Origin of the sequence: Kitasatospora sp. NPDC056651 (assembly GCF_042792155.1) — a bacterium.
Classification (GTDB): domain Bacteria; phylum Actinomycetota; class Actinomycetes; order Streptomycetales; family Streptomycetaceae; genus Kitasatospora.
On the sequence record NZ_JBHTWX010000058.1, the window covers coordinates 26,797 to 52,603 of the forward strand.

The window sequence follows — 25,807 nt, forward strand, 5'->3', positions numbered from 1 at the left end:
ACGGACGCGACCGGCGGCCCCGGGCGGAGGTCTTACGGCTGATGAGCGGCATCGAGCACGAGTCGGCAGAGGCACGGGACACAACCGAGGGTCGGGTCTTCACCGTCACCGGCGGCGACTGGGGCGAGGTGGTCGAGGCGGTCGGCCGGGCCGACGACGAGCGGATCATCGTCAACATGGGCCCCCAGCACCCGTCCACCCACGGGGTGCTGCGGCTGATCCTGGAGATCGACGGCGAGACGGTTAAACAGGCCCGGTGCGGCATCGGCTACCTCCATACCGGCATCGAGAAGAACATGGAGTTCCGCAACTGGGTCCAGGGCACCACCTTCGTGACCCGGATGGACTACCTGATGCCGCTGTTCAACGAGACGGCGTACTGCCTGGCGGTGGAGAAGCTGCTCGGGATCACCGGCGACGTCCCGGAGCGGGCGAGCGTCATCCGGGTGCTGATGATGGAGCTCAACCGAATCTCCTCGCACCTGGTGGCACTGGCCTCCGGCGGGATGGAGATCGGCTCCACCACGCTGATGGTCTACGGCTTCCGGGACCGCGAGGTCATCCTCGACATCTTCGAGCTGGTGACGGGCCTGCGCATGAACCACGGCTACGTCCGGCCGGGCGGCCTCGCGCAGGACCTGCCGCCGGGTGCGCCGGACCAGATCCGCGCGGGTGTGAGGCTGCTGCGCTCGCGGATCCCGGAGTACGACAAGCTGGCGACCCACAACCCGGCCTTCAGGGCCCGGCTGGTCGACGTCGGCTTCCTGGACGTGGCCGGCTGCCTGGCCCTCGGCGTCACCGGCCCGATCCTGCGCGCCACCGGGCTGCCGCACGACCTGCGCAGGAGCGACCCGTACTGCGGGTACGAGGACTACGACTTCGAGGTCGCGATCGCCGACAGCGCGGACGCCTACGGCCGCTTCCTGATCCGGCTGGAGGAGATGCGCCAGTCGCTGCGGATCGTCGAGCAGTGCCTGGACCGGCTGACCCCCGGCCCGGTCATGGTGGCCGACAAGAAGATCGCCTGGCCCGCCCAACTGGCCCTCGGACCAGACGGGTTGGGAAACTCCCTCGACCACATCCGCAAGATCATGGGCGAGTCCATGGAGGCGCTGATCCACCACTTCAAGCTGGTGACGGAGGGCTTCCGCGTCCCGGCGGGGCAGGCCTACGCGGCGGTCGAGTCGGCCAGGGGCGAGCTGGGCGCGCACGTCGTCTCCGACGGCGGCACACGGCCGTACCGGGTGCACTTCCGCGACCCGTCGTTCACCAACCTGCAGACGATCGCGGCGATGTGCGAGGGCGGGCAGGTCGCGGACGTCGTCGTCGCGGTGGCGAGCATCGACCCGGTGATGGGAGGCGTGGACCGGTGAGAGAGGAGCCGGCTGCTCATCATCGGCTTTCGCGCCTGCCCGTCACCGTCGGCACCGGCAGTCGGACCCGTCAGTGGACCTTCTCCGCGACGCCGGTCTCCGCCGCGCGTTCGATGGCGGCGAGCACCCGGTGGTGGGCCGCGGCGGCGTGGAAGTCCGGGTGGGGGCCGCGTCCCTCCTCGATCGCCCGGGCGATCTCCTGGTAGACGGCCGCGACGTTGGCGACCGGTCCGGCGGCGGGGTCGAAGGGGACGGTCCGGTAGTCCTCGGGCACCGTCACCCGCTCGCCGTCGACCCGGATGTCCCAGTCGGTCCAGTGCGGGTACCGGCCCGGCCGGGTGGGGGTGGCCGTCAGGACGCCCTCGGAGCCGACGAGCTTGACGAAGAACCCGTCCGGGCTCCCGCTGCCGCCGTGCACGGCGACGGACGCGGTGGCGCCGCTCTCCAGGACGCCGTGGAGCAGCACCTGGGCGGGCACGCCGTTGGGCACCGTCCGCCCGGTGCCCGTGACCTCGACCCGGTCGTACGGGCGGGGCAGCCGCGCGGAGACCTCGACCAGCCGGCCCGCCATCCGGTCCAGGGTGGCCAGGAAGTGGCCGGCCATGATGGTCAGCAGTGACGTGCCCGCGGCCGGGTCGGTGGACCAGGCCAGCTCCGGTGCGATCCGGGGGCCGCCCAGCGGGTCGCCGGCGGCGACCAGGACGGCCGATTCGAGCCGGCCGATCGCACCGGCGGCGAGCAGGTCGGCGACGTACCGGGCGTCTGGGGAGTGGTGCCCCTGGAGGTTCACCGCGTGGACGACACCGGCCGCGGCGGCCGCCCGGGCGAGGTCTTCCGCCTCCGCGGCGTCCACGCCGAGCGGCCACTCGGAGAACACGTGCTTGCCCGCCGCCAGCGCGGCCCTGATCACCCCCGCGTGCCCGGGCGTCTTGACCGACACCACGACCAGGTCGACGTCGGGGTGGGCGGCGAGGGCCCCGGCGTCGGCGAAGGCGAGTGGTACGCCGTGCGCTGCGGCCGCCCTGTCGGCGCTGGCCTGCTTGGTCGTCGCGACGGCGGTCACCTCGAACCCGTCGAGTGCGGCGAGTGCGGGCAGGTGTGACTCCTCGGCCCAGCCGCCGGCTCCGACGATCCCGACCCTGATCATGTGCCCTCCCTAGTTTTGTACCGATCGATCCGAAACTAAGGCAGAGGGAGCCCGGATTCAAGGGGTAACGTACCGATAGGTAAAAAACTCAGGAGGTACGGAATGCCAGGCGGTCGCCCACGCGCCTTCGACCCGGACACCGCGCTCGACCGGGCGCTGGAGGTCTTCTGGCGGCAGGGCTACGAAGGAACGTCCATGGCAGACCTGACCGCCGCGATGGGCATCAACCGGACCAGCCTCTACGCGACCTTCGGCAACAAGGAACAGCTCTTCCACCAGGCCCTCGACCGCTACGTCACCAGCCCCGGAGCCTTCGCCGCCGAGGCCCTGGAAGCCCCCACCGCCCGGGCCGTCGTCGAACGGCTGCTCCTCGGAACCATCGAGCTGACCACCGGACCGCACACGCCCCACGGCTGCCTGAGCGTCAACAGCGTCCACGCCTGCGCCCCGGACTCCGCACCGGTCCGCCAGGAGGTGATCGCCCGGCGGATGGCCGGCGAGGCCGCGCTGCGCCGGCGCTTCGAGCAGGCCGCCGACCTGCCGGCGGACTGCGATCCGCAGGTCCTGGCCCGGCTGGTGCACACCCTCACCGACGGCATCGCCGTCCAGGCGGCGAGCGGCCACACCCGCGAACAGCTGCGCCAGGCCGCCGACCTGGCGCTGCGGACGCTGTTCCGACTGTCGGGCTGCGGGTGAGCGAGGCGTGCGGGCTCGACCTCACCGACATCGGGCAGTTCCAATACCCGACTCCACCGTCAGCGACCGCACACGCCGACCCGGAGCACGCGAACCTGGCCGCCAGCTCCCGGGCGGCCCAACGACTGGTGATGGACAAGGGGAACCTACGGTGCGGATGACGGCCGCCCCGCGGGACCTGTGGCGGCCGACCCAGGTGCTGGCCGCCTTCCAGCAGGTGGGGTTCAGCCCCTCCACGACCTGGCCCAGCTCGACCAGAACCTCTCGGCCAAGTCGGTCTGCCAGTTCCTGCGAGCCCGCAGCCTGCTTCACGACGACCCCGAGCTCCACCAGGACGCCGACTTGGCCTGGATCGAGACCTTGCTCGCCGCACTGCCCGAGACCCTCACGAGCGAGGTCCGAACCTGGGTGACGGTCCTGCGGAGCCAGGGCCACCGCGAGAACGAGCCCCGCAGCTGGGAAGGCATCCGCCGCTACCTCACCGCCATCCAACGGGCCCTCGTGGCCTGGACAGCGGCCGGCGTGGTCACGCTGCGGGAGATCACCCACGACCAGGTCGAGAATGCGGTCGAGGGCCTCACCGGACACAGCCGCCGGCAGCTCGCCATCGCCCTGCGCAGCCTGTTCCGGGCACTGAAGCGGGAGAAGGTGATCTTCCGCGATCCGGCCCGCAACCTGCCCGTCGGCGACCTGAAGGGCATACCGCAGTCCGTTCCCAGCGACCGGCTCGCGGGGCTGCTCAACCAGGCCAAGACCCCGTTTGGCCGACTCGTCGTTTCCCTGGCTGCCATCCATGCCGTCCCCGGCACCGACATCCGCACGATCCTGACCACCGACCTGCGCCTGGCCCGCGGCACGCTCGAAATCCGCCGAGGCCTGCTGCGGCACACCCTCTACTTGGAGGAGCTCACCCACCGGCTCGCCAGCGAGTGGCTGACCTACCGTCACCGACGCTGGCCTGCCTCGACCAACCCCCACCTACTGGTCAGCCAGAAGACCGCCCTCGACACCGACCGGCCAGCCGTCAGTCTCGGCCTGCTTCGCTTGGACCTCCCGAAAGACCTGACCCTGGACGGCCTGCGCCAGGACCGGATCCTCAACGAGGCGTTCGAGACCGGAGACCCGCTCAAGCTGATGCGGCTGTTCGGCATCACCGAGCAGACCGCGATGCGCTACGTCTGCGCCGCCCGCCCTGAGCGCACCGCCAAGCTGCCCAAGTAGCCCTCATCGCGGCACTGTTCAGACTGGTCAGGGGCGGAGGGGGGCCTTGATGGCGCGGCGTTCGTCCATGGCCTTGTGGCCCTCGGCGGCCTGGTCGAGGAGCAGGGTGCGGTCAAAAACGCTGCCGGGGTTGATGCGCCCAGTCATGACGCGGTCGACGAGGTCGGGCGCTGCGCTTCGGTGGGCCGGTCGAGGGTGGCGACCAGGGTGCCGGCGGCCCACGGGATGCGGATGTACTCGGCCTGGCAGCCGCCGACGACCTGACATGGCCTTGTTGTCATGCACAGGGCGTGGTTAGCTATTCAAAGTCTACCCGCAGGGGGCGGGTAGCCGAGTTGAGGAGTCCGAATGCACCTCGTCCGCAAACTGGTAACCGGAGTAATGGCGGCTGGCCTCGCCACCACTGGCTTCGCCGCCGCGACCCCGGCCAACGCCCAGGTCGTGAACTCCACGTGCAACCTGTCGAACGTCGTCACGGTCAACTCCGCCAGCGGCAACTACTGTTACGTCTGGGACGGTAACTACGCCAGCGGCTACGTGGGCGGGATGAACATCAAGACTTCCACGTATGCGTGCTCTCATGGCAATTACGAGGGATATGTGACGGACGCTGCGAACCGCACATACTCCTTCCCCCGGGGGGGATGCAGCCCTTACACCGGAGGGGCGACACTGCTCTCGATCACCTTCACCGGCAACTGAGCCAGCAAGGGCCCGAAACCCGAGTCCTGTGCGCGCGGCGAGGTGGCGCCGACCCGGCCGCCGGGGCTACCGCACCCGCCGGGCTGTCGCCGTCGACCGGTCCATCGCCGTCCCACTCCCGCCGCCGGAGGAAGGGGAGAAGTACCGCGTGACGCCAGGCCCCACCCCCACCCCGTGACTCTGGCGGGCGGCAGAGCCGGCCGGACCTCAACATCGCGCTGGTCTATGGCCCCGTGAGCGAGGAGGACCGGCTCTACATCGACAAGAGCCCGATCGACCAGCTCTCCATCACCGCGCTCAGCCGGACACTCGGCGAGGCCGGCCTGCGGTTCGAGGTCCTCAACCCGTGCGACCGCCGCCTCAGCACCTCCTACAGCGGGCGAGGCATCGTCTTTCCGGCCCTGTCCCGCACCATCGCCGTGCTCGGCGAAATGCTGGAGCTGGGCGAGACGGCCGCCGACGAGCACCAGGCCGTAGGACGCATGGTCGGCGAACAGGGAATCGATCAGCTCATCGTTGTCGGCAACAGCCCCAACGTCGTCCGGATGACTGCCGGTGCGCTCACGGGCGGCGTGGCCACACCGCCGCGGCCTACTACTCCGGCTGAGGTCGGGCGATGTTGGGCGCCCGGACCGTTCGGTGACGGCGGTGACCGCGAGGAAGGCGTGAGCGAGCATCGCCAGGGTGGTCCAGCGGTGCCAGGAGGTCCGGCAGCGGACCTGGTGCTCATCCAGCCCGGCCAGGCCCTTGGCGGCTTGGAAGGTCTCCTCAACGGTCCAGCGCCGCCCGGCTGAGCAGATGCTGCATGCCGGCCGGGCTCGCATCACCAGCGTGCTCGCGATCGTCCAGCAGTTCTTGCGGGGAGATCCGACAGCAGGCCCAGCACCAGCCGCCTTGCCCGACGCCGTGACTCAACTCGCCTGAAGCATCCTGCGATCCGGCTCATGAGACTGTCGAAGGACCCCTGCCACCGGGCCGAATTGACTCCGGGCATCGAGGCCGGTGCTTGATCGCTAACTGTCCACACAACAGATCATGATGAAGCCTGAGCATCTCGCGCCTTATGCCACCGAACCCAGTAGTAGACCCCATCGGCTCGGTAAGGCTCCCCACCGTCGTAGCGCCACTCAGCAACCAGCAACTGTGCGTCTGCGGGCGCTTGCCGGTACGGGGTGAGCACTGCCGTCAGCTCGTCGTACCGGGCGTCGACGCCTCCCTGGCCGGGGTCCCGATCGATGCCGGCGGAACCTTCCTCGTGCCGCTGGTTCCACTCAACGAAGACTGCCCACTGCTCCCGCTCCAGCGCGACGAGTTTCTCGTCCGCCGGCCACACGAAGTACTCGTCTGGTGCAACGGAGAAGTCGACGTCATGGCACTGGAAGTAGTGAGGTGCTCCACCGATGCCCACAAGCCCGCTGCGGGGACCGTCATACCAGTCCAACTCGGCGTATACGTGCTCGAACCCGTCGGCGGCCAACTGCCGCTCATCCCAAACCTCAGCCATCCGGGCAGGCTACCGGCAGCCGCCCTTCGCGTACACGGTCACGATCTACAGCCGGAGTACTACCTGGAGTCCATCGTCCGCCCTGGGGACAAGGTGCTCCTGGAGGTCTCGCGCGGCGGAGAACTGTGGCAGATCGCCCAGGAGCTCTTGGGACAGCCGATCACGGGCACTGAGCCCCGCCGCCCATTTTTCATACTTCCTGGGAAGCCGCACGATGCGGTGTACCAGTCCGGCCCCCGGAACCTCTGGGACGAGGTGGAGGCGGCCTACCGCTGGTGGGACGGGCAGGGCCGCCCCGGGCATGAGCGGTTCGGCCTGACAGTCACCGTCGACGGCCGGACGGCCTGGCTGGACTCCCCGGAGAATCCGGTTCCCCGGCAGTCCTGACGAGGCTGGTCCCCGCCCCGGCCGTCCCAGCGGCCGGGGCTCCCGCGTGACGTGCTGAGGACTCGGTGTGTCGGTCGACGCGGAGCCTCTCCGGCGTTGCGGCCCGTCCGCGCATCGCGGCGCTGATCGTCGAACGGAACCGGGCCGGACCCTGACGAGGCCGTGGGAGAGCGCTTGTTCCAACCTCGGTGGTCAGGTCGCGGTGGGCCGGAGAGCTCACGGGATCAGGATGTCGCACGGACCTGACAGCATGGCCCCATGGATGCAGCAGATCTCGGCGAACTCGTCGTACGTCGCGTCAGGCAGTCGGAGGCGGAGGCACACGCGGACGCGGACGCGGACGCGCTGATCGCCATCGATTCGGTCGCGGCCGAGGGCGACGAGGAGCGGGCGGCGAGTATCCGCCGGTGGTGCCGGCAGGGCCTGGTGGTCGTGGCGGAAGGGCCGTCCGGCCCGCTCGGCTACTGCGTGACCGAGTACACGTTCTTCGAGCAAGGTTTCGTCACGCTGCTGATGGTCTCACCGTCCGCCCGTGGCACGGGAGTTGGCGGCCGGCTGCTGGACGCCGCGGTGGCCTCGTGCGCGACCCCGAAGCTGTTCACCTCGACCAACGTGTCCAACCTGCCGATGCAGCGGCTGCTGCAACGGGCCGGGTGGGAGCCGGTCGGGCTTCTCCACGGCCTCGACGAGGGCGACCCCGAGCTGTTCTTCCGCTGCCGGACGCGGACCGGGACGACGGATCTGTGACCGCTGACGCGTGACGCCGCATGGCATCCGCCGCCACCCCGGCGGTCAGTCGAAGCGGATCGAGCGGTACGGGGCCTGGCCGAACTCGATCCCTGACGTCCCGTCCAGGACCGCATCGGCCACCCCGGTGCACGCGCCGTCGGTGAACAGGTACGCGTTCCGGTCCGTGCCGTTCCACCACCGCGTCCAGCGCGAGCTGATGGTCGCGGGGGCGGGTGGCACCGCGTGGCAGCCGGCGGGGTCGTCGAGGACGAAGTAGGGCGGCGCGTACTGGCAGCCCCAGGGCCCGCAGTCCTGGGCGCTGACCGTGAACGGGCCGGCGGCCGCAGCCGGTTCGCGGGCCGCGGCCCGGGCCGGGACGGGCAGGGCCGGGATGGGCAGGGCGCCCAGGAGGAGACAGGCCAGCGCCGTCGAGGCGGCACGGGCCGGAAGAGGGACGTTTCTGCGCACGAGGGTCTTCCTTTCCGTCCGGCGGCACGGTGCCAGGCCCGGCCTGCCGGTCCGTCAGCCGAGGGTGTTCTTGTGGATGCGGCCGTCCTTGATGATGACGACGAGGTTCTTCTCCGGGTCGCCGAGGACGGTGAGGTCCTTGGTGGGGTCGCCCTCGACGAGGAGGACGTCGGCCCAGGCGTCTACCGTGATCTCGCCGAGCCGGGCCGCCTTGTAGGGATCGCGCTCTCCGGAGAGCCGGAAGAGCGCGGCGTTGCCGGAGGTGGCGATGCTCAGCGCCTCGGCGGGCGGGAACTCGAAGCGCGTGGACAGCCGGGTGAGCATCTCGTTCTGGAGACCGGCCTTCTCGGGTTCGAGCAGCAGGTCGGTGCCGAAGGCGATCTTCGTACCCGCTTCCCGGGCCCAGCCGAAGGTGTCCGCGACGCCGGCGCACATCTGCGCGTTCTTCGCGGCGTTCTCCGGGTTGGTGAGCTCGTGGTCGCTCTCGACGAAGGGCTGGGTGCTCAGCCACACGCCCTCGTCCGCCATCAGTTCGAGGGTGCCGGGACCGGCGGCGAGGTGGCCGTGCTCGATCGACCTGATCCCGGCGGCGACCGCGCGGCGGATGCCCTCGTCGTTGTAGACGTGCGCGGACACGTAGGTGCCCCAGTCCGCGGCGGCCTCGACCGCGGCGCTGAGCTCGTCCGGCGTGTACTGCAGCACGTCCAGCGGGTCGTAGGGGGAGGCCACTCCGCCGCCCGCCATGACCTTGATCTGGGAGGCACCCCGCTTCAGCTGCTCGCGCACCGCCGCGAGCACCTGGTCGCGGCCGTCCGCGACCCGCAGGAAGCCGATCTGTTCGGCGCGGGAGTGCGCCCCGCAGGAGAAGGTGCTCGCGCTCTCGTGGACGTCGGAGAAGTCCCCGTGTCCGGAGGTCTGGGAGATCGCCGCCTGGCTGGGGTAGATGCGCGGGCCGGGGAACGTCCCGGCGTCCAGGACCTGCCGCAGTGAGGCCACGTCGCCGGCCATGTCCCGGACGGTGGTGAAGCCGCGCATCAGCATCCGCTCGGCCTCGGCGAGCGCGTTGTAGTAGCCCGTGCCCGTGGGGCCCGTGGTCAGGCCCGCGAGGGAGGTCCCGACCGCGAAGAGGTGGACGTGGGCGTCGGTCAGGCCGGGCATGAGCACCCGCCCGCCGCCGTCGATGACGGTGGTCCTCGCCCCCGGGGCTCCGCCGCCGATCGCGGCGACCCTGCGGCCCTCGATGCGCACCGACGTCAGCGGGGTGAGCCCGGAGCGGAGGGAGTCGAAGACCCGCACGTTCTCGATCAGGATCGACGCGGGGGGCTGCTGCGGGGTCACGGTCTTCCTCTCGTGGCGGGCTGGGTGCGAGCCGGCGGCTCGACGGGATCCGGGGCCCACGGGTGGGACGCGACGTGACGGACGCTCGGCGCGGCCGAGGAGCACAGCGTGTCGCCGCCGACCGCGGCAGTCGACGACACTGCTCCGAACGCGGCGTGTCATACCCCCTGCCGAAACGGTTCGCCATCCTGGTGCCCGACCGGTAGCTTCACCGGATGACCAGCGAAGCCCTGCGGCGGCTCTACGACCCCGAGTACACCGACATCTGGGGCCGCTTCCACGCCGGGTTCGGCTTCCGGCCCAGCATGCACGTGTTCCCCGGCATCACGGAGCCCTCGCCGTCGGTCACCTGGAGCCTCGACGCGCTGGACGACGACCCCGGCGACCGGAAGCTCGACCGCCTGGTCGACGTGGTGCAGGACGGGCTGGCGCAGTGCTGCCGCCCCGGGGAGTCGCTCTGGATCCTGGACTGGCAGCACACCTGCTACCGGCTGCGCCCCGACCTCCCGGCCACCGACATGTTCCTCTCCAGGGTCCTCGAAGGGCGTTCGCGGGAGGGCTGGCCGTTCGGCCCCGTCCCGGACGCCGACTACGCCGTCTTCCTCGCCGACGACCTGCGCTTCGGCACCTTCGGACACCCCTGGGAGAACTCCCTCTGCGTCTTCGGCGCCGAACTCCTGGCCGCGGTCTCCGAGGACGTCGACCAGGTGCTCGGGCGCGCGCTGCGCCGCGACGGCCTGCCGGTGTGAGGGCGCGGGCCTGACGGCCCGCCGAGACTCCCGCAGGACGGGTGCGCAGCCGGTGCCGCCGCGTTCAGTCGGAGCGGCCGGCCGGCCCCTCCCGGACGACGAACTCGGGGGCAAGTGACCGCTTGCCCGACGCGGAGGCGGCGCGTCGGCACAGGTCGACGAGGGGGCCGAGATACTGGCCGCCGTACGTCTTGGCGGTGGCGCAGAGCTCCGCCGCGTCGGCGCCCTGGCCGCCGGACAGCCCGCCCGCCTCGGGGGCGGGCTTCGGCCGGGGGTGGGTGGCCGGGGCGTCGTGCCGCCGCCCGGCCCCGGGCCCGTGTCCGCCGCTCGGGTCGGCGGCCGGTGCCTCCGGTTCGTCAGCGGCCTCGGCCGCGTCCGGCTCGGCGGCGGGCTCCTCCGCCGCCGGTTCCGGCAGGTCCGCCGCCTGGCCCGGGTCCGGGGCGGCCGAGGGCGCGGAGAACTCCAGCGCGGCCACCAGGGCGGGCACCGTCGGCTGGTCGTCGGCCGCCGTCCGGGGGCCCGCCGTGAGGTGGGCCAGCGGGCCGACCTCCGTCGCTCCCGTGACCAGGGCCGTCGCCAGGACGACCGCGACGACGGTTCCGCGCCCGAACGCCCGGGCCAGCGACGGCGAGAAGGACGGGAGGAGCCCCGGGGAGAAGGGCAGGCGCCGGGCGGCGGGGACCGCCGCGGGCTCGGCCGCCGCCACCGCCTCCGCCCGGCGCCGGCAGACCTCCGCGTTGCGCGACGCCGCCCACTGCTCCGACGCACCCAGCCCGGCCCACGCGGCGGCGGCCCCGGCGAACAGGTCGGCCGCCCGCCGGGGGTCGCCGCCGACGGCCGCGACGTACGCCTGCACCTCCTGCGCGCGCAGCGCCTCCGGATGCTGGGCACCGCGCTCCAGGGCGACGCGGCGGTGCAGTTCCTCGGCCAGGTGGGTCGCGAGGTCCGAATCCCCGGCCTCCATGGCCTCCCGGATCAGGGCCACCAGAGGGGCGTAGACGCTCGGCAGCGTCTCGGCGGTACTCGCGGGCTTGGTGGTGCTCGCGGGCTTGACGGTGCTCACGGGCTTGACGGTGCTCACGGCTTCGGCGGTGCGCGCGGGCTCGACGGGGTTCGGGATCCCGGCGGTGCTCACGGCCTCGGCGGTGCCCGCGGTCTTGGCAGCACTCGGAACCCCGGCGGAACCCGTAGTCCCGGGGGAACTCGTACGGCGCCCGACCCCCAGGAACAGGCGGGCGGGCGGCACGCAATCGGCGGCCGTCCTCGGCGGGGTGTCGGTCGTATCGGTCATGAGGCCCCTCGCTGGTGATCTCCGAACGATGGCAGCACCTCGGCGCCGTCGGCCACTGCCACCCGGCGGCCGGATGCGCAATCAGCCCATCGAGTGACTCTGGTCCCCGGTCGATCCGGCGCTTTGTGCGGTCGCCCGAGCAGGCTGACTGCCCGCTCGGGCGGTGGAGCGCGGACCGGCTACAGGATCGCGAGGGTGAAGCTGGAGGGCGCGGGGAGGCCGTCCTTGAGGGTCACCACGGTGACGGCGTCACGCCGGCTGCCGCACGAGGTGGTGGGCTTCCCGATCGTCGAGACGCTGGTGCTCCCCGGCCCGCCGTTGGCCAGGATCAGGGCGGTGGACAGGTTGATGCCGGCCGCCTGGTCGACGATGACGCAGTAGACGCCCGGGCCGTACGCGAAACTGTCGACCACGTTCTTCTGCCGCTCCAGCCCGCCCTTGGAGTCCACCTCGGCGGCGGCCCTGGCGTTGGGGGCGACGATCTCGGCGGGTGCCGCGACGGCCTGGGCGGTGAAGGAGGCCGACAGGACGACGGCTCCGGCGATGACGGCGGCGGTACGGCGCATGGTGGTCGCTCCGGGGGTCGGCTCGCGGCGCCGGTACGCCGCGAAGTGGTGGGACGCCGGTGACGCTAGCCAGCCGGGGCCGCGCGGCGCACCGTCCCGCCCGGGGAGTCATCTGATCAGGTGCCGGCGGCGAGCGCCTTCCGGCGCATTCGGAATCTCGTATGCGAACCACATGGTCTTCACGGCAGGCCCGGGCAGGCGTCGACGTCCTCCGGCTCGGCGGCGGAGGCGCAGCCGGGAGGACAGGAACCGCCAGGAGGGCGGCCGGCCCGGCCGCGCGCCCGCGGCGAATCCACCCCAATCGCGGCGAATCGATTCGGGCGAAAAGGTAATCGACACCCCAAAAGCCGGTCGAATTCCCACCCGGGGGGGGCGATGAGAAAAGTGTAAAAACCAATCAATTTCCGTGGGATCACGAACGGCAATTTTGCTGAACCGTAATCAACTGACATCCCCCGCAAGATCGCCATCACCCCTAGCCTTTGCCCACCTGTTCGCTACGATCATGACAAGGCGGGAATTGCGCACGTGAGCGCCCACAGATCACGGGGCCGAAAGCCCACCCCCATCGACCGCGGCATTCGGCCCGTCGCCGCCGCGGTGTCACTGGCCCTGTCGGTCGCCCTGTTCCAGGGCACCGAAATGGCCGTGGCCACCCAGCCGGCCGCCGCGGCCACGGCGGGGAACACCGCGCCGACCGTCCCCTCGGACCTGTCGGCCGCGCCCTAGTTCGTCAACCCGTACAACCAGCAGAGCTACTCCAGCAGCCCGACCCCGACGCTCCGCGCGACCGCCTCGGACCCCGACGGCGGCACCTACCGGGTCGAGTTCGAGATATCGCCGGACCCGGCTTCCGCCGACACCACCTACACCTTCACGGCGCAGTCCGACGCGGTGAACTCCGGCACTCCGGCGACCCTCGTCGTCCCGCAGGCCAAGGCGCTGCCGGACGGCAAGCACCTCCGGCTCCGGGCGCGCGCCTACGACGGAACCGACTACAGCGCGTGGAGCGCCTACACGTCCTTCGTCTCGGACAGCTCGCTGCCCGCGGCCCCCACCGTGTCCTGTGCCGGCGTGCCGGCCGACACCTGGACGGCCACCGTGCCGGCCGGCACCCAGTGCACGCTGTCCACCACCTCCACCGACGGCCTGGGCTACAGCTGGGGTCTGGACGACCCGGCCGCCTCCACCCGCCTCTACGACACCGCGAGCGGCACCGGCGGGCACGGCCTCAACGCGACCATCTCGCCCGCCGAGGGCTGGCACACCCTCTACGCGCGCACCGTCGACGCGGCCGGGAACCTCTCGGCGGACACCACCGCGTTCTCCTTCGGCGTGGGCGCGGACGGCGCCTCGCTGCTCAGCCCCGCCCAGGGCGCCGTCTCGGCCCGCCGGACCACGCTGAGCGCCAAGGGCAGCCCGAAGTACTCCGGTGTCGCGTACGAGTACCGCTTCGGCGAGACCGACGGCTGGAAGGCCGTTCCGGCGTCCGACGTGGTCAGGTCCTCCAACGGCTCCGCGGTCACCTGGCCGCTCGCCGTGTCGGGCGGCGACGCGCCGGCCCTGACCTGGAACATCACCGGGACCATCGCGAAGGACGGCCCGGTCCAGGTCCGCGCGAAGTTCACCGCCGCCGGCACCACCGGGTACTCTCCCGCCGGCACCGTCACCGTGGACCGGCGGGCCGGAACGGCGCCGCACCAGCAGCTCGGCCCCGGCTCGCTGAACACCCTCACCGGCGACTACGCGCTGACCGCGACCGACACCAACGTCTTCGGCGTCGGCGTCGCCCGCACGGCCTCGTCCCGACAGCCGGACGCGGGCGCCGCCCAGGAGGGCCAGGCCCCGATCTTCGGCCCCCAGTGGACGGCCGGCGTGGTCAGCAGGACCACCGAGACCAACTGGACCGAGATCCAGCAGGCCTCGGCCTCGTCCGCGGTGGTCGTGACCTCCACCGGTGACCGCCTCGGCTTCACCGCGACCAGCGGCGGCGGCTGGCAGCCGCAGCCCGGCGCGGAGGACCTGACGCTCACCGGCTCCTTCGCCGGCTCCTTCACCCTGAAGGACGGCACCGGCCGGACGGCCACCTTCGCGAAGGTGGACGGCGCCGCCACCACCTGGACGCTCGCCACCACCTACCTCGCCACCGGCAACTCCACGACCACCGTCGTCTCGGAGAAGACGGTGGTGGGCGGCAGGACCGTGGCCCGCCCCCGCTACGTGGTCGCGCCGACCACCGCGGTGGCCGCCGACACCTGCGCCACCACCCCCGCCACCAAGGGCTGCCGAGTCCTGGAGTACGTGTACGCCGCGTCCACCACCGCGACCGGCTCCGCCCTCGGCGACTTCACCGGCCAGGTGAAGCAGATCCGGGCATGGGCCACCGACCCCGGGGCCGCCGCGGCCACCCCGGAGGCCGTCGCCGCGTACGCGTACGACTCCGCCGGTCAGCTCCGCGAGGCCTGGGACCCCCGGCTCGCCACCCCGCTGAAGACCGCCTACGCCTACACCGGCGGCCGGGTGACCACCCTCACCACCCCCGGCGAACTGCCCTGGACCTTCACCTACGGCCAGGCCGGCAACAGCGCGACCGCCGGTGACGGCATGCTGCTGGCGGTCTCCCGCCCCACCCTCGCCCCGGGCTCGGCCACCCAGACCGACGGAACGGCCGTCTCCTCGGTGGTCTACGACATCCCGCTGAGCGGCGCGAACGCCCCCTACCAGCTGCGCGCCTCCGACGTCCTGGCGTGGAACCAGCGGGACGTCCCCGCCGACGCGACGGCCGTCTTCCCGGCCGACGTGGTGCCCGCCTCCCACGCGGGCGCCGGCCTGTCGGCCGCCGACTACCGCCGGGCCACCGTGGTCTACGCCGACGCGGACGGCCGCGAGGTGAACACGGCCGCGCCCGGCGGGTACCTCAGCACCAACCAGTACGACCGGTTCGGCAACACCGTCCGCTCGCTCAGCCCGGCCAACCGCGCCGTGGCGCTCGGCCTCACCCCGGCCGACCAGGCCGTCCAGCTCGACCTCGGCATCCAGTCGCTGAGCAGCCAGGACCGGGCCGAACTCCTGGAGGACTACAGCTACTTCGACTCCACCGGCGTGCGCGCCAGAGAGACCTTCGGGCCGCTCCACCGGGTCACCCTGACCTCCGACTTCACCTCGGGCGGCGCCGTGCTGCTCAAGGCCGGCTCCTCGGTGGCCGCCCGCTCCTGGGCGGTGAAGGAGTACGACACCGGCCGTCCGACCGACGGCACCGCCAAGGCGCAGGACCTGCTGACCATCACCACCTACGGCCTGCGGGTCAACGGCTACGACTCGATCCTCGCCGACAAGCGGGTGGACGAGACCCAGTACGACTGGACCAAGGGCCTGCCGGTCATCAAGACCCGGGACTCCGGCGGCCTCGACATCAGCACCGGCACCGGCTACGACGCCCAGGGGCGGATCGTCAACCAGGTGCTGCCCGGCGCCACCTCGAACGACGCGGGCGCCAAGGTGACCGTCTACTGGTCCGCCACCGGCACCGGCTGGTGCAAGGGCCGCCCGGAGTGGGCCGACCAGGTCTGCTGGACCGGCCCGGCCGGCGACATCACCGGCGGCGGCAGCAACCCGGCCCAACTCCCGGACAGCACCTACGAGTACACCCGCTACGGCCAGCCGTCCGCCACCACGGACACCTCCGGCAGCGCCGAGCGGACCACCACCACCGCGTACGACGCGGCGGGCCGCCAGACCACCGTGACGGTGACCGGCACCCTGGGCCAGGCCCAGTCCGCCACCACCACCGGCTACGACCCGGCCACCGGCCGGGCGGTCGCCACCACCATGGCCTCCGGCGGCACCGTCACCCGAGTGTTCGACAAGCTCGGCCGCCCGATCTCCTACACGGACGCCGACGGCGGCACCACCACCACCGTCTACGACCGCCTGGACCGGATCGTCAGCACCGGCGACAACGTCCCCTCCACCACGACCTACACCTACGACAACACCGCGGAACCCCGCGGCCTGCCGGTCAAGGCCGTGGACTCCGTCGCCGGCACCTTCACCGCGACGTACAACGCGAGCGGCGAGGTCAGCAAGGAGCAGTTGCCCGGCGGGTACACCCTCCAGCTCACCGCCAACACGGTCGGCGAGCCGGTCAGCCGGGTCTACACCCGCGACTCCGACGGGGCGGTGGTCGCCGCCGACAACGTGACCCGCTCCATCCACGGCCAGGTGACCGCCCACACCAACTCCGCGACCCGCGCCAACCAGGTGTACGGGTACGACAAGGCCGGCCGTCTGGCACAGGTGCGGGACACCGCCACCACCGGCTGCTCGCTGCGGACCTACACCTACGACAAGCGGGCCAACCGCACCTCGCAGACGTCCGCCACCGTGCCGCTCGGCGCGCCCTGCCCGACCGTGCCCGGCGCGTCCGTCACGCACGCCTACGACAGCGCCGACCGCCTGGTCGACGCCGGGTACGCCTACGACGCGTTCGGCCGCACCACCGGCGCGCCGGGGAGCACCACCACGTACTACGTCGGCGACCTCGTCCAGCAGCAGACCTCGGGCGGCACCCGGCAGACCTGGTCGCTCGACCCCTCGCTGCGCCGCCGGGCGGCCACCACCGAGTCCAACGCCTCCGGCGGCTGGACCCGGACCGGGGTCAAGACCAACCACTACGGCGCCGACAACGACTCCCCGCGGTGGATCGTCGAGGACGCCGCGGGCACCGTCACCCGCAATGTGGCGGGCGTCGACGGGACGCTGGCCGCGACCACCGACAAGACCGGCGGCACGGTCCTCTACCTGACCAACATCCACGGCGACGTCAACGTGGTGCTCCCGCTGGACACCACCAAGACCCCGGTGGTGCTGGAGAGCGACGAACTCGGCGGGCAGCAGGCGGCCGGCACCGCGGCCCGCTACGGCTGGCTCGGCGGCAACCAGCGCTCGGCGGAGACGCCGAGCGGCCAGCTCCTGATGGGCGCACGGCTCTACGACGGCCGCAGCGGCCGCTTCCAGTCGATCGACCCGGTGTACGGCGGCAACACCAACGCCTACGAGTACTGCTCCGGCGACCCGGTCAACTGCACCGACCTGGACGGACGCTGGTCCTGGTCGCGCACCTGGTACTTCGACTGGGGCCGGGTCTGGGCCAAGATGTGGACCGGGGGCTGGGGCAGCGGCTACGGCTACATCCAGGCGCAGGCGGTGTTCAACAAGCGCTGGACCCAGCGGATCGCCGACTACTCGGTGTTCATCTACGGCCCTGCGGGCCTCATCGCCTCGCTCTTCGGGCCGCCCGGCATGGTGATCGGCGTCGCCATCGGCGTGATCGGCGCGTGGGTCCAGGGCACCGCGCTCTGGGCCAAGAACCGCGGCGAGTGCCTGGCGATCAACGCCGGGGCCGCGCTCGTCGTCGGGCGCTGGACCCAGATCCCGTACAGCGCCTACGGGTCCTGGGCCACCCCCTGGCGGGCGAGCTGCTAGGCCCTGTCCGAGCACGAGCGGGCCGGCCCGGGGCTTCCGGGCCGGCCCGTCCCGACGGCGGCAGGCGGTACTGAGATGCGTCACTCGCGGTCCGTCGTGGTGTTCTGCTGCGGCGTCGCCCTGGCCGCGGTCGGCTCGGTGTTCGAGCTGGTCTTCGAGCGGGGCGACGGCACCTCGGCGTTCGAGGTGTCCGTCCCGCTCCTGATCGCGGCCTGGTTCCTCGAACGGCGCCGGCGCTGAACCGTAGTCGTGGAGCCCTGGACGGATGATCCGTCCAGGGCTCCAGGGGCGTATTCTCGGCCGGTTTCCGTCCGAACCATTGACCGTCGGCGGCGTCCGGCGCTTGGCTCGTCCCCGGGCCCGCCGACGGGGAGCAGAGGCGGGCCGGACCGACCATCCGGGGAGGACGCAGCACCATGGAACCGAAGAACCGCACCACCCGAGGCCGCCGACTGGCGCGCGCCGCCGCCCTGCTCGCGGTGGCCGCCGCCGTCACCGTCACCGCCGCACCGGCCCAGGCCGCCCCGGTATGGGGCCCCATCACCCAGGTCGACCTCGGCGTGGACGGCGCCCGGGCGAACCAGTCGTCCATCGGCCTGGGCATCAGCGGCAACGGCCGCTACGCGCTGTTCAGCTCGTCCGCGACGAACCTGGTGGCCGACGCGAGCCCCGCCTTCGGCCTGTACGTCCGCGACCTGCGCACCGGCCGCACCGAGCTGGTCAGCCGCGCCGACGACGGCACCGCGTTCAGCTCAGCCACCGAGGCGGCGGGCATCAGCGGCGACGGCCGCTACATCGTGTTCTCCGCCGAGGCGAACGGGGTGTTCGACGTCTACGTCCGCGACCGCGTGAAGGGCCGCACCAGCGCCGTCACCAACGGCACCGCGGCCGGCCCGGGCGACGGCGGCTCCTACGACCCGGCCATCAGCGCCGACGGCCGGCACATCGCCTTCATGTCGACCCGCACCGACCTCGTGCCGGGAGCACCCGTCACACCGAACAAGCGGAACGTCTACGTCACCGACCGCATCACCGGCGCCACCCGCCTGGTCAGCGTCGGTGCCGGCGGACAGGCCGCCGACGGCGACTCGGAGAACCCGACGATCAGCGGCGACGGCCGGACGGTCGGCTTCACCTCCAAGGCCGGGAACCTCCTGCCTGCGGCGGACGCCGGCACCGCGGGCCTGGCCCGGTTGCGCTTCACCACCCTCTACGCCACCGACCTCGACAGCGGCACCACCGTCGTCGCGGGCCTCAACCCCGACGGGACGCCCGGTGCGGCGGCCCCGACCATCCGCCTCAGCCCCGACGGCCGCTACGCCGCCTACGCCCTCAGCGCGACCCCGCTGCCGGGCGGCAAGTCCCGTACCGAACTCTTCGTCAACGACCTGCGGACGAACCGGGTCCAGAGCATCAGGACCTCCACCAACCCGGACGCGATCTGCTGGGGGGAACCGTCGGCGGCCATCACCACCGACGACCGGTGGATCTACTTCTCCGGCGGCTGCTCCGACACGATCATCCGGGCCGGCCAGGCGCGCTTCGACCTGTACCGGCAGGACCTGCGGACCGGGCACACCGAGCTCCTCACCACGGCCTCCGACGGCACGCCGAAGGACGGCGCGGCGGGTGAGCCGTTCGTGACCGACAACGGCAGGACGGTGCTGTTCGGCGACAACAGCTCCAACCTCCTTCCGGGCGGCACGGGCTCCGACTGGCAGGTCTACCTCCGTTCGCTGAAGAACAGCTGACGGTCGACCGGTCAGGGCCGCCCCGGCAGGGCGGCCGAGCCGCTCGCCCGCCCCGTTCCCGGGAGCGTGCCCAGGAACGGGACCGGGCGGGCGGGCGGGCATGGCCGGCTCCGCACGGGTGGGTTCACAGGAACGCTCACCGTCCCGCCAGGAGCGCGGCGACCGCACCGGACACCGACTTCACCGAAATCCCACAGACCCGCCAACTGTCGTGCACACTGGCCTTGTTGGCGGGTTCACGCCAACCATCGACCGGGGTCGCCGACGGACCGGACCCCGCAGCGGCCGGCTCTCCCGAGCCGGTCCACGGGGGGCCGCGGAGGGGCCGGGGCATGCCGTCCGACCTCGCCACCGGGGAGGACAGACCATCATGGAACAACCGAACAGCAGGACCGGCCGCCTGATCCGCGCCGGCTGCGCCCTCGCCGCCGCGCTCCTCGCCGGCACGGCGGCGGCGCCCGCGCAGGCCGCCCCCGGACGGGGCGACACCGAGCTGGTGAGCGTGGGCCCCGACGGCGCGAAGTCCGACGGCTGGTCGAAGACGCTCGGCCTGAGCGGCGACGGCCGGTACGCGCTCTTCATGTCCGAGGCCGACAACCTGGTGCCCGGCGACACCAACGGCCGGCGCGACCTCTTCGTACGGGACCTGTGGACCCGGCACACCGAACGCGTCAACCTCGCCGACGACGGCACCCAGCCGGCCGAGTCCACCAGCGGCGGGGCGATCAGCGGCGACGGCCGGTACGTCGCGTTCAGCACCGAGGCGAGCGGCGTGGCCCCTGGGGAACACCCCGGCCGGATCGCCAACGTCTACGTCCGGGACCTGCGGACCGGCCGCACCGAGCTGGTCACCACCGGGGACCCGGCGTCCGACCAGAGCGGCCGCAACTCCTTCGATCCCGTCCTCAGCTGGGACGGCCGGTACGTGGCCTTCAGCTCCACCCGCACCGACCTGGTGCCCGGCGCGGCCTACCGGCCTTGGGCCTGGAACGACTTCGTCACCGACCGCCGCACCGGCACCACCACCCTGATCACCGTCGGCGCGGACGGCTCCCCGGCCAACGCCGGCTCCGGCTCGGTCACGATCAGCGCGGACGGCGCCACCATCGGCTTCAGCTCGGCGGCCACCAACCTCCTCGCCCCGGACGGACCCGCCGCCCCGCCGCCGTCGCCCGCCGGCACCCCGCCGGGGCTCACCGCCCCCCGCTACGACCCGTACTACGTCTACGACGCGCGCGCCGGCCGCATCCGCGGCGCCAGCATCGACGCCGACGGCGCGCTGCGCCGCCTGGGCGACTTCGGCGGAACGCTCAGCGCCGACGGGCGGTACGCCGTCTTCACCCTGAACGAGCCCGGCGGCCCGCCGGACGGCCCCGGCTCGCACCTGGAGCTGTACGTCCGGGACCTGCGCCAGGGCACCGTGACGAAGGTCAGCACCCCACTGCCCGGCACCACCACCACGCGCTCCTCGCGCAACGGCGTCATGGGCCTCGACGGCCGGTGGGTCGTCTTCGCCTCCGACGCCGAGAACCTGGTGCCCGGGGACACCAACGGCGTCGCGGACGTCTTCCGCCACGACCTGTGGACCGGCCGCACGGAACGGGTGAGCGTGGCCCCGGACGGCTCCCAGACCCCCGGCGCCTCCTCCGCCCCCGTCGTGGACGCCACCGGCAGCACGGTCCTGTTCGTCTCCCAGGACGGCACGCTCACCCCCGGTGACACCAACGGTGTCCAGGACGTCTTCGTCCGCCGCCTGCCGCCGTTGTAGGCGCCCCTCCCGGAGCGCACCCGCCCACCCGGCCGTACGGGCGCCGGGGGCGGGTGCCGCCCCGCCCCCGCTCCCGCCTCACCGCAGTGCGGCTGGAGTACCGGCTAGAGGACCCACTGCCCCGAAGCGTTGTTGTTCTTCATGGTCGGGTTCAGGTCGGGGAAGGTCCCCCTGGCGATCGTCTGGCAGGCGTAGCTGCAGTCCCAACCGCTGTTGTAGTACACCACGTAGGTGTGCATGCTGTAGTTCTTCACCGAAGCCGCCCGGTTGTAGGCGGGCTGCCCCGCACCGTTGCAGTTCCCGGTGAGGCTGTCACAGGCGAAGGTGTACGGGTGGTAGGACCAGTCGTTGATCTCGACCTCCACCGAGGCCCCGTGGTTGTTCGCCGCGGAGTTGTAGTACAGGCAGATCCCACCCGGCGCGTTGGGGCAGGCGTGAGCCGACGCGGGTGCGGCGGTAGCCAGCCCGCCGGCCAGGATGCCGCCCGCCATGGCGACCGCGGCTATGGCCTTCTTGAATCGCATCGCAAAATCCCTTTCCTCAAGGACGTCACATCATTAGTAATTGACGTTCATATGATTGATCATCATATTCCCCGCATTGCCGTCGGACCAGCCGCTGACCTGCGGAAGCGAAAGCGCATGACGATCCGATCGCGGTGACCGTCGCGGCAACGGACAGGCCGATGCCCGTCAGCCGGCCAGCGCCTTCGCCGCTGCCGCGAGCTGGGCCTCCAGGCCCTTCTTGGCTTCCGCCATGGCAGCGGCGTTCTCCTTGATCGCCTGCTCCTCGTAGCCGAAGTCCACCGCGTACCAGACGCCCACCACGTTGGCCTTGCTCCGGCAGGCCGAATCCGCGGTGGCCACCTGTAGTTCCCGCTGCGTCGGCATGGGAGTCTTCGGCCATTCCGGATCGCCTGATGCCGCCGGCGGATCGGGATAGTCGTAGCCGCCGGCCTTCATACAGGACGACCACCGGGCGAACGCCTCACGGGTGCGTGCGTCGTCCCGGGAATCCTTCAAGGTCGCGAACTTGAGGTCCTCGGCGGCCTTGGCGTCGCCCAGTTGGCCGTCCACGGCACCTGTGAGCTGCTGGGTCATCTCGCCGAAGCAGCCGTGATCGGGCACGGTCTGACCGCCGATCACCTGACCACCCGGGCCGAACATCTGGCCGGCATCGGAAGAACCCGTCTGCGCGATCCGCATCTCCGCGGACGGAGTCTGCGTCCGCTCGGCCGGGGCGACCTGACTGGGACGGGCCCCGCCTTCGGGGTGGTAGCCCCACTTCGCCATCAACTCCGGGCTCTGTCGGCCGTAATGGCCGTCGACCCGGGTCTTCGGAGCATCGCTGTCACGCCGCATGGGAATGGGCGTGCGGTTCTCACTGAAACCGAAGCGCGCCAGGCAGCGCGACAACAGCTTGTCCTGCGCTCCGCTGAGCGTCACCCATTGATCCGGGTTCAGAAGATAGGGGTCGAGCGGCAGTGGTCTGTCGTTGGCCGACTGGAGCACCGGTATGCCGGACGGAAAGGCGGACACGGATTCGGACGGCGCACTTGCCAATGGCGCACTCGCCGACGAGGCACTCGCCGGCGGCGCGACGGCCGATCCGGCTGGATCACCGTCACCGGCCCTCGGCGCCGCGCTGGAGCATCCGGCGAGGAGCAACGGCAGTGCGGCCAGCAGAACGGCGGTGGGGTGGCTGCGACGAAACACTGGAGTCTCTTTCAAAACTGGCAGACGCGGCTGCGGGGGGAGACGGGTGAGGCGGCCACTCGCAGGTGAGCGGCAGCACCAGGAACCAAGGCCAGCGCGACGCCACTTAGCGGGCATATAATGACATAGTTTCTGACGCCGTACCAGGTCGGGCAGTCACGGCAGTCGGCAGACGAACTCTCCCCTTGTGCCGAAAAGGCGATGACACCCACTCACCGGACTGCGTATCCTTCGCCGGGAGGTGGGCGCCTTGGAGATCACGGTGCAGTGGATCAGAACATCGTGGACGAAACAGTCCAGGGGAGGCGAGGCCGCCGCTCGACGGAACGCGGCCCCGGTGGGCTTCGCCGCGCCTCCGGCCCCGGCTTCCTTCGCACACGTCGTCCGCATGCACGAGCACGATCGTTTCGAGCCGCGGGAGACCCTGGAGGAGCGCCGGGAGGTGGAGGTCAGCCTCCGGGAGGCGGACGGCCGGCTGCGGGTGCTTCCCCACGTGCATCCCCTGTTCGGGCTGCCGCCTCGTTCCCGCAGGCCGCCGGCGGTGCGGCTCGGCCCGGGCCAGTGGGTGCGCTGGCAGCTGAACTACCGCTTCAGCAGCGCGGCCGGGGTGCGGGACTGGTCGTACTGGCTGGACACGTTCAACGTCGCCTACGGCCCCGTGGACGCCGACGTGTTCCTGTCGGCGCCGACCGTGCTCGTCGATGAGTGCGGACCGCTGCGGTAGGCCGCCGGCCTGATCGGCCGACGGTGCGCCGGCGACGTGTCGGCGATGTGCCGGTGGTGACGTCCCGATGCGGGCCGACTTCCCACGCGTGAGCGGCGGCGGATCGGAAGCTCGTGAAGGAACGGACGTTCACGGACGGCGACCACGGCCCCCAGCACGTGCAGCTCGAACTGCGCGGTGGCCGAGGCGACCGAGGTCTGGGCGGCCTGCGTGATCGGCCCGGTCGGGCTGGGGCTGAACTCCAGGACATCGATCGGCCCCAGAGCCTCCTTCGCCGCGGTTGGGAGAGTTTGTGCAAGGTCATTGCTGGTTCGTGAGACGGCGGGTTAGCTTCACTCCTGCACCACCCGTCCCGTACCAGCCCGGCCGGCACTCCGTTCCCGGCCGGGTCCCGCACCCGGATGATGTGGAGAGCACATGGCTCGAATAGGTTCCTTACTCCGGCTCGGCCTGGCCGCACCGATCGTGCTGTCGCTGACCGCCTCGCTCGGCGCCCTCCCCGCGACGGCCTCGGCGACGCCCGGAACACAGTCGGCCGCGCAGGGCGTCGCGCGGGCCGCCGCGCAGGCCGAGGACGCGAACACGCTGGCGTACGTCGTCAACACCAGGACCGACCGTCGCACGATCGCAGCGGTACAGCGGGCCGTCACCGCGGCCGGCGGCACCATCGTCGTCACCCACGACGCGATCGGCGTCATCGTCGTCCACTCGGCGAACCCCGACTTCGCCCGGCGCATGCGCGCGGTGCCCGGCGTGCAGTCGGCGGGGGCCACCCGGACCTCGCCGCTGAGCCCGGCGGGGGCCGCCGACGCGGGCTCGGTGCGGCGCCTCTCCGAGGCCGAGGCCGCGAGCATCGGGAAGGCGTCCGGCGACGGCACCGAACCCCTCGAAGCCGAGCAGTGGGCGCTGCGGGCGATCGGCGCGGACAAGGCCGCGAAGATCAACCCGGGCAGCAGGAACGTCACGGTCGCCGTGATCGACACCGGCGTCGACGACACCCACCCGGACCTCGCCCCGAACTTCTCCCCCTCGCAGTCCGCGAGCTGCGCCAGCGGCAAGGCCGACACCACGTACGGCGCCTGGCGGCCGGTGGACCCGGACTACTTCCACGGCACGCACGTGGCGGGCACGATCGCCGCGGCCCGCAACGGCGTCGGTGTCGCGGGCGTGGCCCCCGGGGTGAAGGTCTCCGGCATCACGGTCTCCCAGCCCACCCCGCGCCAGCTGATCTACGCCGAGAGCGTCGTCTGCGCCTTCGTGTTCGCCGCCGACCACGGCGTGCAGATCACCAACAACAGCTACTACGTGGACCCGTGGCAGTACAACTGCCTGGACGACCCCGACCAGAAGGCCATCATCGACGCGGTCAACCGCGCCCAGCTCTACGCGCAGCGCAAGGGCACCCTCAACGTCGCCGGGGCCGGCAACGCCAACCACGACCTGGCCTCCGACGGCTTCACCGACGGCGGCAGCCCCAACGACTCCACCCCGGGGAGCCGGACGGTCGACCCGCACACCTGCTGGGACCTGCCCGCACAGCTGCCGGGCGTGGTCACGGTCAGCGCGATCGGAGCCACCAACGCGCGGGCGTACTACTCCAACTACGGCCTCGGCGTGATCGACGTCGCGGCGCCGGGCGGCGACCAGTACCAGGCCTCGGACACGCCGTCCCGGTCGGGCGGCATCCTGTCGACGCTGCCGAACAACCAGTACGGCTACGAGCAGGGCACGTCCATGGCCACGCCCCATGTCGCCGGTGTGGCCGCGCTGTTGAAGTCCGCCCATCCGAACGCGACGCCGGAGCAGTTGCAGGCCATGCTCAAGGCCCAGGCCGACAACCCGGGGTGCCCGACGACCCGGGCCGCGGGGACCGCCGGGGCCGCCGGGGCCGGCGACGGCGCCGCGGACGCCGTCTGTGCGGGTGGCGAACGCGTCAACGGCTTCTACGGCTTCGGCATCGTCAACGCCCTGCGCGCGGTCAGGTAGCCGGTACCGCCCGTTCGGAGGCCATGCCGCCGGAATCAGCAGCGGGGCGTGCGCGCCGGGCGCGCGTCCGGGCACCTCCAGGCGCGTTCGGGTACGTCCCGGCACGTCCGGGCGCCCTGTCGGCCGGCTGGGCCGTAGCGGGGGCGCGGGGCCCCCGCCCCCGCGGCCCGGCGGCCGCCCCCGGCCGGGGCGCGGACCGGCGGGGAGG

24 protein-coding genes and 3 pseudogenes are annotated in these 25,807 nt (G+C 72.0%); 16 read left to right on the forward strand and 11 right to left on the reverse strand.

All coding sequences use genetic code 11. From position 1 onward, the window contains the following. Positions 1–41: 41 nt before the first annotated feature. Entirely contained in the window at positions 42–1,373 is a 1,332-nt protein-coding gene (locus ACFRAR_RS22420) for an NADH-quinone oxidoreductase subunit D (protein ID WP_380699899.1), read from the forward strand. 70 nt (positions 1,374–1,443) lie between these two features. On the opposite strand, the gene ACFRAR_RS22425 is transcribed toward ACFRAR_RS22420, so the two are convergent. Then, a complete protein-coding gene (locus ACFRAR_RS22425) occupies positions 1,444–2,520 on the reverse strand; it encodes a Gfo/Idh/MocA family protein (protein ID WP_380699900.1) in 1,077 nt (358 codons plus the stop codon). A 102-nt stretch (positions 2,521–2,622) separates the two neighbouring features. Here ACFRAR_RS22425 and ACFRAR_RS22430 point away from each other — a divergent pair, with 102 nt between their 5' ends. The 3 genes and pseudogenes from ACFRAR_RS22430 (at position 2,623) to ACFRAR_RS22440 (ending at position 4,437) form a co-directional block, all read left to right on the forward strand. Continuing rightward, complete coding sequence (locus tag ACFRAR_RS22430) at positions 2,623–3,216, forward strand: TetR/AcrR family transcriptional regulator (protein WP_380699901.1); 594 nt, start codon at positions 2,623–2,625, stop codon at positions 3,214–3,216. Between the two features lie 157 nt (positions 3,217–3,373). Continuing rightward, a pseudogene (locus ACFRAR_RS22435) lies at positions 3,374–3,451 on the forward strand (XRE family transcriptional regulator); the annotation flags it as partial. A 107-nt stretch (positions 3,452–3,558) separates the two neighbouring features. Further along, a complete protein-coding gene (locus ACFRAR_RS22440; RefSeq protein ID WP_380699902.1) occupies positions 3,559–4,437 on the forward strand; it encodes a hypothetical protein in 879 nt (292 codons plus the stop codon). Positions 4,438–4,464: 27 nt separating this feature from the next. Here ACFRAR_RS22440 and ACFRAR_RS22445 read toward each other — a convergent pair. Together ACFRAR_RS22445 and ACFRAR_RS22450 are read right to left on the reverse strand one after the other, a co-directional pair. Then, positions 4,465–4,611, reverse strand: a pseudogene (locus ACFRAR_RS22445) (IMP dehydrogenase); the annotation flags it as partial. Continuing rightward, positions 4,581–4,718: a hypothetical protein gene (locus ACFRAR_RS22450; protein ID WP_380699924.1), complete on the reverse strand. Its 138-nt coding sequence runs from the start codon at positions 4,716–4,718 to the stop codon at positions 4,581–4,583. The gene ACFRAR_RS22450 and the pseudogene ACFRAR_RS22445, both read right to left, overlap by 31 nt. A gap of 67 nt (positions 4,719–4,785) precedes the next feature. On the opposite strand from ACFRAR_RS22450, the gene ACFRAR_RS22455 reads away from it, so the two are divergent. Both ACFRAR_RS22455 and ACFRAR_RS22460 read left to right on the forward strand, forming a co-directional pair. Beyond that, positions 4,786–5,139 (forward strand): hypothetical protein, encoded by a 354-nt coding sequence (locus tag ACFRAR_RS22455; protein WP_380699903.1) that lies wholly within the window; start codon positions 4,786–4,788, stop codon positions 5,137–5,139. A 233-nt stretch (positions 5,140–5,372) separates the two neighbouring features. Further along, on the forward strand, positions 5,373–5,933 hold the full coding sequence (locus ACFRAR_RS22460; protein ID WP_380699904.1) for a hypothetical protein: 561 nt from the start codon (positions 5,373–5,375) through the stop codon (positions 5,931–5,933). Here ACFRAR_RS22460 and ACFRAR_RS22465 read toward each other — a convergent pair. Next, a pseudogene (locus ACFRAR_RS22465) lies at positions 5,914–6,085 on the reverse strand (IS701 family transposase); the annotation flags it as partial. The gene ACFRAR_RS22460 and the pseudogene ACFRAR_RS22465 sit on opposite strands and share 20 nt — an antisense overlap. 87 nt (positions 6,086–6,172) lie before the next feature. Further along, positions 6,173–6,643: a hypothetical protein gene (locus ACFRAR_RS22470; RefSeq protein ID WP_380699905.1), complete on the reverse strand. Its 471-nt coding sequence runs from the start codon at positions 6,641–6,643 to the stop codon at positions 6,173–6,175. A gap of 219 nt (positions 6,644–6,862) precedes the next feature. Here ACFRAR_RS22470 and ACFRAR_RS22475 point away from each other — a divergent pair, with 219 nt between their 5' ends. Together ACFRAR_RS22475 and ACFRAR_RS22480 are read left to right on the forward strand one after the other, a co-directional pair. Further along, a complete protein-coding gene (locus ACFRAR_RS22475) occupies positions 6,863–7,030 on the forward strand; it encodes a hypothetical protein (protein ID WP_380699906.1) in 168 nt (55 codons plus the stop codon). 258 nt (positions 7,031–7,288) lie between these two features. Then, positions 7,289–7,777 (forward strand): GNAT family N-acetyltransferase, encoded by a 489-nt coding sequence (locus ACFRAR_RS22480; RefSeq protein ID WP_380699907.1) that lies wholly within the window; start codon positions 7,289–7,291, stop codon positions 7,775–7,777. Positions 7,778–7,822: 45 nt separating this feature from the next. On the opposite strand, the gene ACFRAR_RS22485 is transcribed toward ACFRAR_RS22480, so the two are convergent. Both ACFRAR_RS22485 and ACFRAR_RS22490 read right to left on the reverse strand, forming a co-directional pair. Then, positions 7,823–8,227 carry a hypothetical protein gene (locus ACFRAR_RS22485; protein WP_380699908.1) on the reverse strand — a complete coding sequence of 135 codons (405 nt, stop codon included), beginning with the start codon at positions 8,225–8,227 and terminating at the stop codon, positions 7,823–7,825. Between the two features lie 54 nt (positions 8,228–8,281). Further along, positions 8,282–9,565, reverse strand: a complete 1,284-nt coding sequence (locus ACFRAR_RS22490; RefSeq protein ID WP_380699909.1) for an amidohydrolase family protein — start codon at positions 9,563–9,565, stop codon at positions 8,282–8,284. 215 nt (positions 9,566–9,780) lie between these two features. Here ACFRAR_RS22490 and ACFRAR_RS22495 point away from each other — a divergent pair, with 215 nt between their 5' ends. Further along, positions 9,781–10,314: a DUF2716 domain-containing protein gene (locus ACFRAR_RS22495; protein ID WP_380699910.1), complete on the forward strand. Its 534-nt coding sequence runs from the start codon at positions 9,781–9,783 to the stop codon at positions 10,312–10,314. A gap of 64 nt (positions 10,315–10,378) precedes the next feature. On the opposite strand, the gene ACFRAR_RS22500 is transcribed toward ACFRAR_RS22495, so the two are convergent. Both ACFRAR_RS22500 and ACFRAR_RS22505 read right to left on the reverse strand, forming a co-directional pair. Beyond that, positions 10,379–11,449 carry a hypothetical protein gene (locus ACFRAR_RS22500; RefSeq protein ID WP_380699911.1) on the reverse strand — a complete coding sequence of 357 codons (1,071 nt, stop codon included), beginning with the start codon at positions 11,447–11,449 and terminating at the stop codon, positions 10,379–10,381. A 335-nt stretch (positions 11,450–11,784) separates the two neighbouring features. Continuing rightward, complete coding sequence (locus ACFRAR_RS22505) at positions 11,785–12,171, reverse strand: hypothetical protein (protein ID WP_380699912.1); 387 nt, start codon at positions 12,169–12,171, stop codon at positions 11,785–11,787. A 528-nt stretch (positions 12,172–12,699) separates the two neighbouring features. Here ACFRAR_RS22505 and ACFRAR_RS22510 point away from each other — a divergent pair. From ACFRAR_RS22510 to ACFRAR_RS22530, 5 genes are all read left to right on the forward strand, one after another. Next, positions 12,700–12,900, forward strand: coding sequence for a hypothetical protein (locus ACFRAR_RS22510; protein WP_380699913.1), 201 nt, complete (start codon positions 12,700–12,702; stop codon positions 12,898–12,900). A gap of 165 nt (positions 12,901–13,065) precedes the next feature. Continuing rightward, positions 13,066–17,655, forward strand: coding sequence for an RHS repeat-associated core domain-containing protein (locus ACFRAR_RS22515; RefSeq protein WP_380699914.1), 4,590 nt, complete (start codon positions 13,066–13,068; stop codon positions 17,653–17,655). Between the two features lie 75 nt (positions 17,656–17,730). Beyond that, positions 17,731–17,895 carry a hypothetical protein gene (locus tag ACFRAR_RS22520; RefSeq protein ID WP_380699915.1) on the forward strand — a complete coding sequence of 55 codons (165 nt, stop codon included), beginning with the start codon at positions 17,731–17,733 and terminating at the stop codon, positions 17,893–17,895. A gap of 176 nt (positions 17,896–18,071) precedes the next feature. Continuing rightward, the gene (locus tag ACFRAR_RS22525) at positions 18,072–19,406 is read left to right on the forward strand and encodes a hypothetical protein (RefSeq protein WP_380699916.1); all 1,335 of its coding nucleotides are present in this window, start codon (positions 18,072–18,074) and stop codon (positions 19,404–19,406) included. A 370-nt stretch (positions 19,407–19,776) separates the two neighbouring features. Next, positions 19,777–21,174, forward strand: a complete 1,398-nt coding sequence (locus ACFRAR_RS22530; protein ID WP_380699917.1) for a hypothetical protein — start codon at positions 19,777–19,779, stop codon at positions 21,172–21,174. A gap of 104 nt (positions 21,175–21,278) precedes the next feature. Here ACFRAR_RS22530 and ACFRAR_RS22535 read toward each other — a convergent pair whose 3' ends face one another. After that, positions 21,279–21,698: a hypothetical protein gene (locus ACFRAR_RS22535; protein WP_380699918.1), complete on the reverse strand. Its 420-nt coding sequence runs from the start codon at positions 21,696–21,698 to the stop codon at positions 21,279–21,281. Between the two features lie 168 nt (positions 21,699–21,866). Next, on the reverse strand, positions 21,867–22,889 hold the full coding sequence (locus ACFRAR_RS22540) for a hypothetical protein (protein ID WP_380699919.1): 1,023 nt from the start codon (positions 22,887–22,889) through the stop codon (positions 21,867–21,869). A gap of 250 nt (positions 22,890–23,139) precedes the next feature. Between ACFRAR_RS22540 and ACFRAR_RS22545 the strand changes: the two genes are divergently transcribed. After that, complete coding sequence (locus tag ACFRAR_RS22545) at positions 23,140–23,613, forward strand: hypothetical protein (RefSeq protein WP_380699920.1); 474 nt, start codon at positions 23,140–23,142, stop codon at positions 23,611–23,613. A 417-nt stretch (positions 23,614–24,030) separates the two neighbouring features. Then, positions 24,031–25,599, forward strand: coding sequence for a S8 family serine peptidase (locus tag ACFRAR_RS22550; RefSeq protein ID WP_380699921.1), 1,569 nt, complete (start codon positions 24,031–24,033; stop codon positions 25,597–25,599). Positions 25,600–25,807 lie beyond the last annotated feature (208 nt).

What these genes read in the sequence shown, in the direction of transcription:
- ACFRAR_RS22420 (WP_380699899.1), top strand. Translation starts at nt 42, where the DNA reads ATGAGCGGCATCGAGCACGAGTCGGCAGAGGCACGGGACACAACCGAG.
- ACFRAR_RS22425 (WP_380699900.1), bottom strand. Translation starts at nt 2,520, where the DNA reads ATGATCAGGGTCGGGATCGTCGGAGCCGGCGGCTGGGCCGAGGAGTCA.
- ACFRAR_RS22430 (WP_380699901.1), top strand. Translation starts at nt 2,623, where the DNA reads ATGCCAGGCGGTCGCCCACGCGCCTTCGACCCGGACACCGCGCTCGAC.
- ACFRAR_RS22450 (WP_380699924.1), bottom strand. Translation starts at nt 4,718, where the DNA reads ATGACAACAAGGCCATGTCAGGTCGTCGGCGGCTGCCAGGCCGAGTAC.
- ACFRAR_RS22455 (WP_380699903.1), top strand. Translation starts at nt 4,786, where the DNA reads ATGCACCTCGTCCGCAAACTGGTAACCGGAGTAATGGCGGCTGGCCTC.
- ACFRAR_RS22470 (WP_380699905.1), bottom strand. Translation starts at nt 6,643, where the DNA reads ATGGCTGAGGTTTGGGATGAGCGGCAGTTGGCCGCCGACGGGTTCGAG.
- ACFRAR_RS22480 (WP_380699907.1), top strand. Translation starts at nt 7,289, where the DNA reads ATGGATGCAGCAGATCTCGGCGAACTCGTCGTACGTCGCGTCAGGCAG.
- ACFRAR_RS22495 (WP_380699910.1), top strand. Translation starts at nt 9,781, where the DNA reads ATGACCAGCGAAGCCCTGCGGCGGCTCTACGACCCCGAGTACACCGAC.
- ACFRAR_RS22505 (WP_380699912.1), bottom strand. Translation starts at nt 12,171, where the DNA reads ATGCGCCGTACCGCCGCCGTCATCGCCGGAGCCGTCGTCCTGTCGGCC.
- ACFRAR_RS22520 (WP_380699915.1), top strand. Translation starts at nt 17,731, where the DNA reads ATGCGTCACTCGCGGTCCGTCGTGGTGTTCTGCTGCGGCGTCGCCCTG.
- ACFRAR_RS22525 (WP_380699916.1), top strand. Translation starts at nt 18,072, where the DNA reads ATGGAACCGAAGAACCGCACCACCCGAGGCCGCCGACTGGCGCGCGCC.
- ACFRAR_RS22530 (WP_380699917.1), top strand. Translation starts at nt 19,777, where the DNA reads ATGGAACAACCGAACAGCAGGACCGGCCGCCTGATCCGCGCCGGCTGC.
- ACFRAR_RS22535 (WP_380699918.1), bottom strand. Translation starts at nt 21,698, where the DNA reads ATGCGATTCAAGAAGGCCATAGCCGCGGTCGCCATGGCGGGCGGCATC.
- ACFRAR_RS22550 (WP_380699921.1), top strand. Translation starts at nt 24,031, where the DNA reads ATGGCTCGAATAGGTTCCTTACTCCGGCTCGGCCTGGCCGCACCGATC.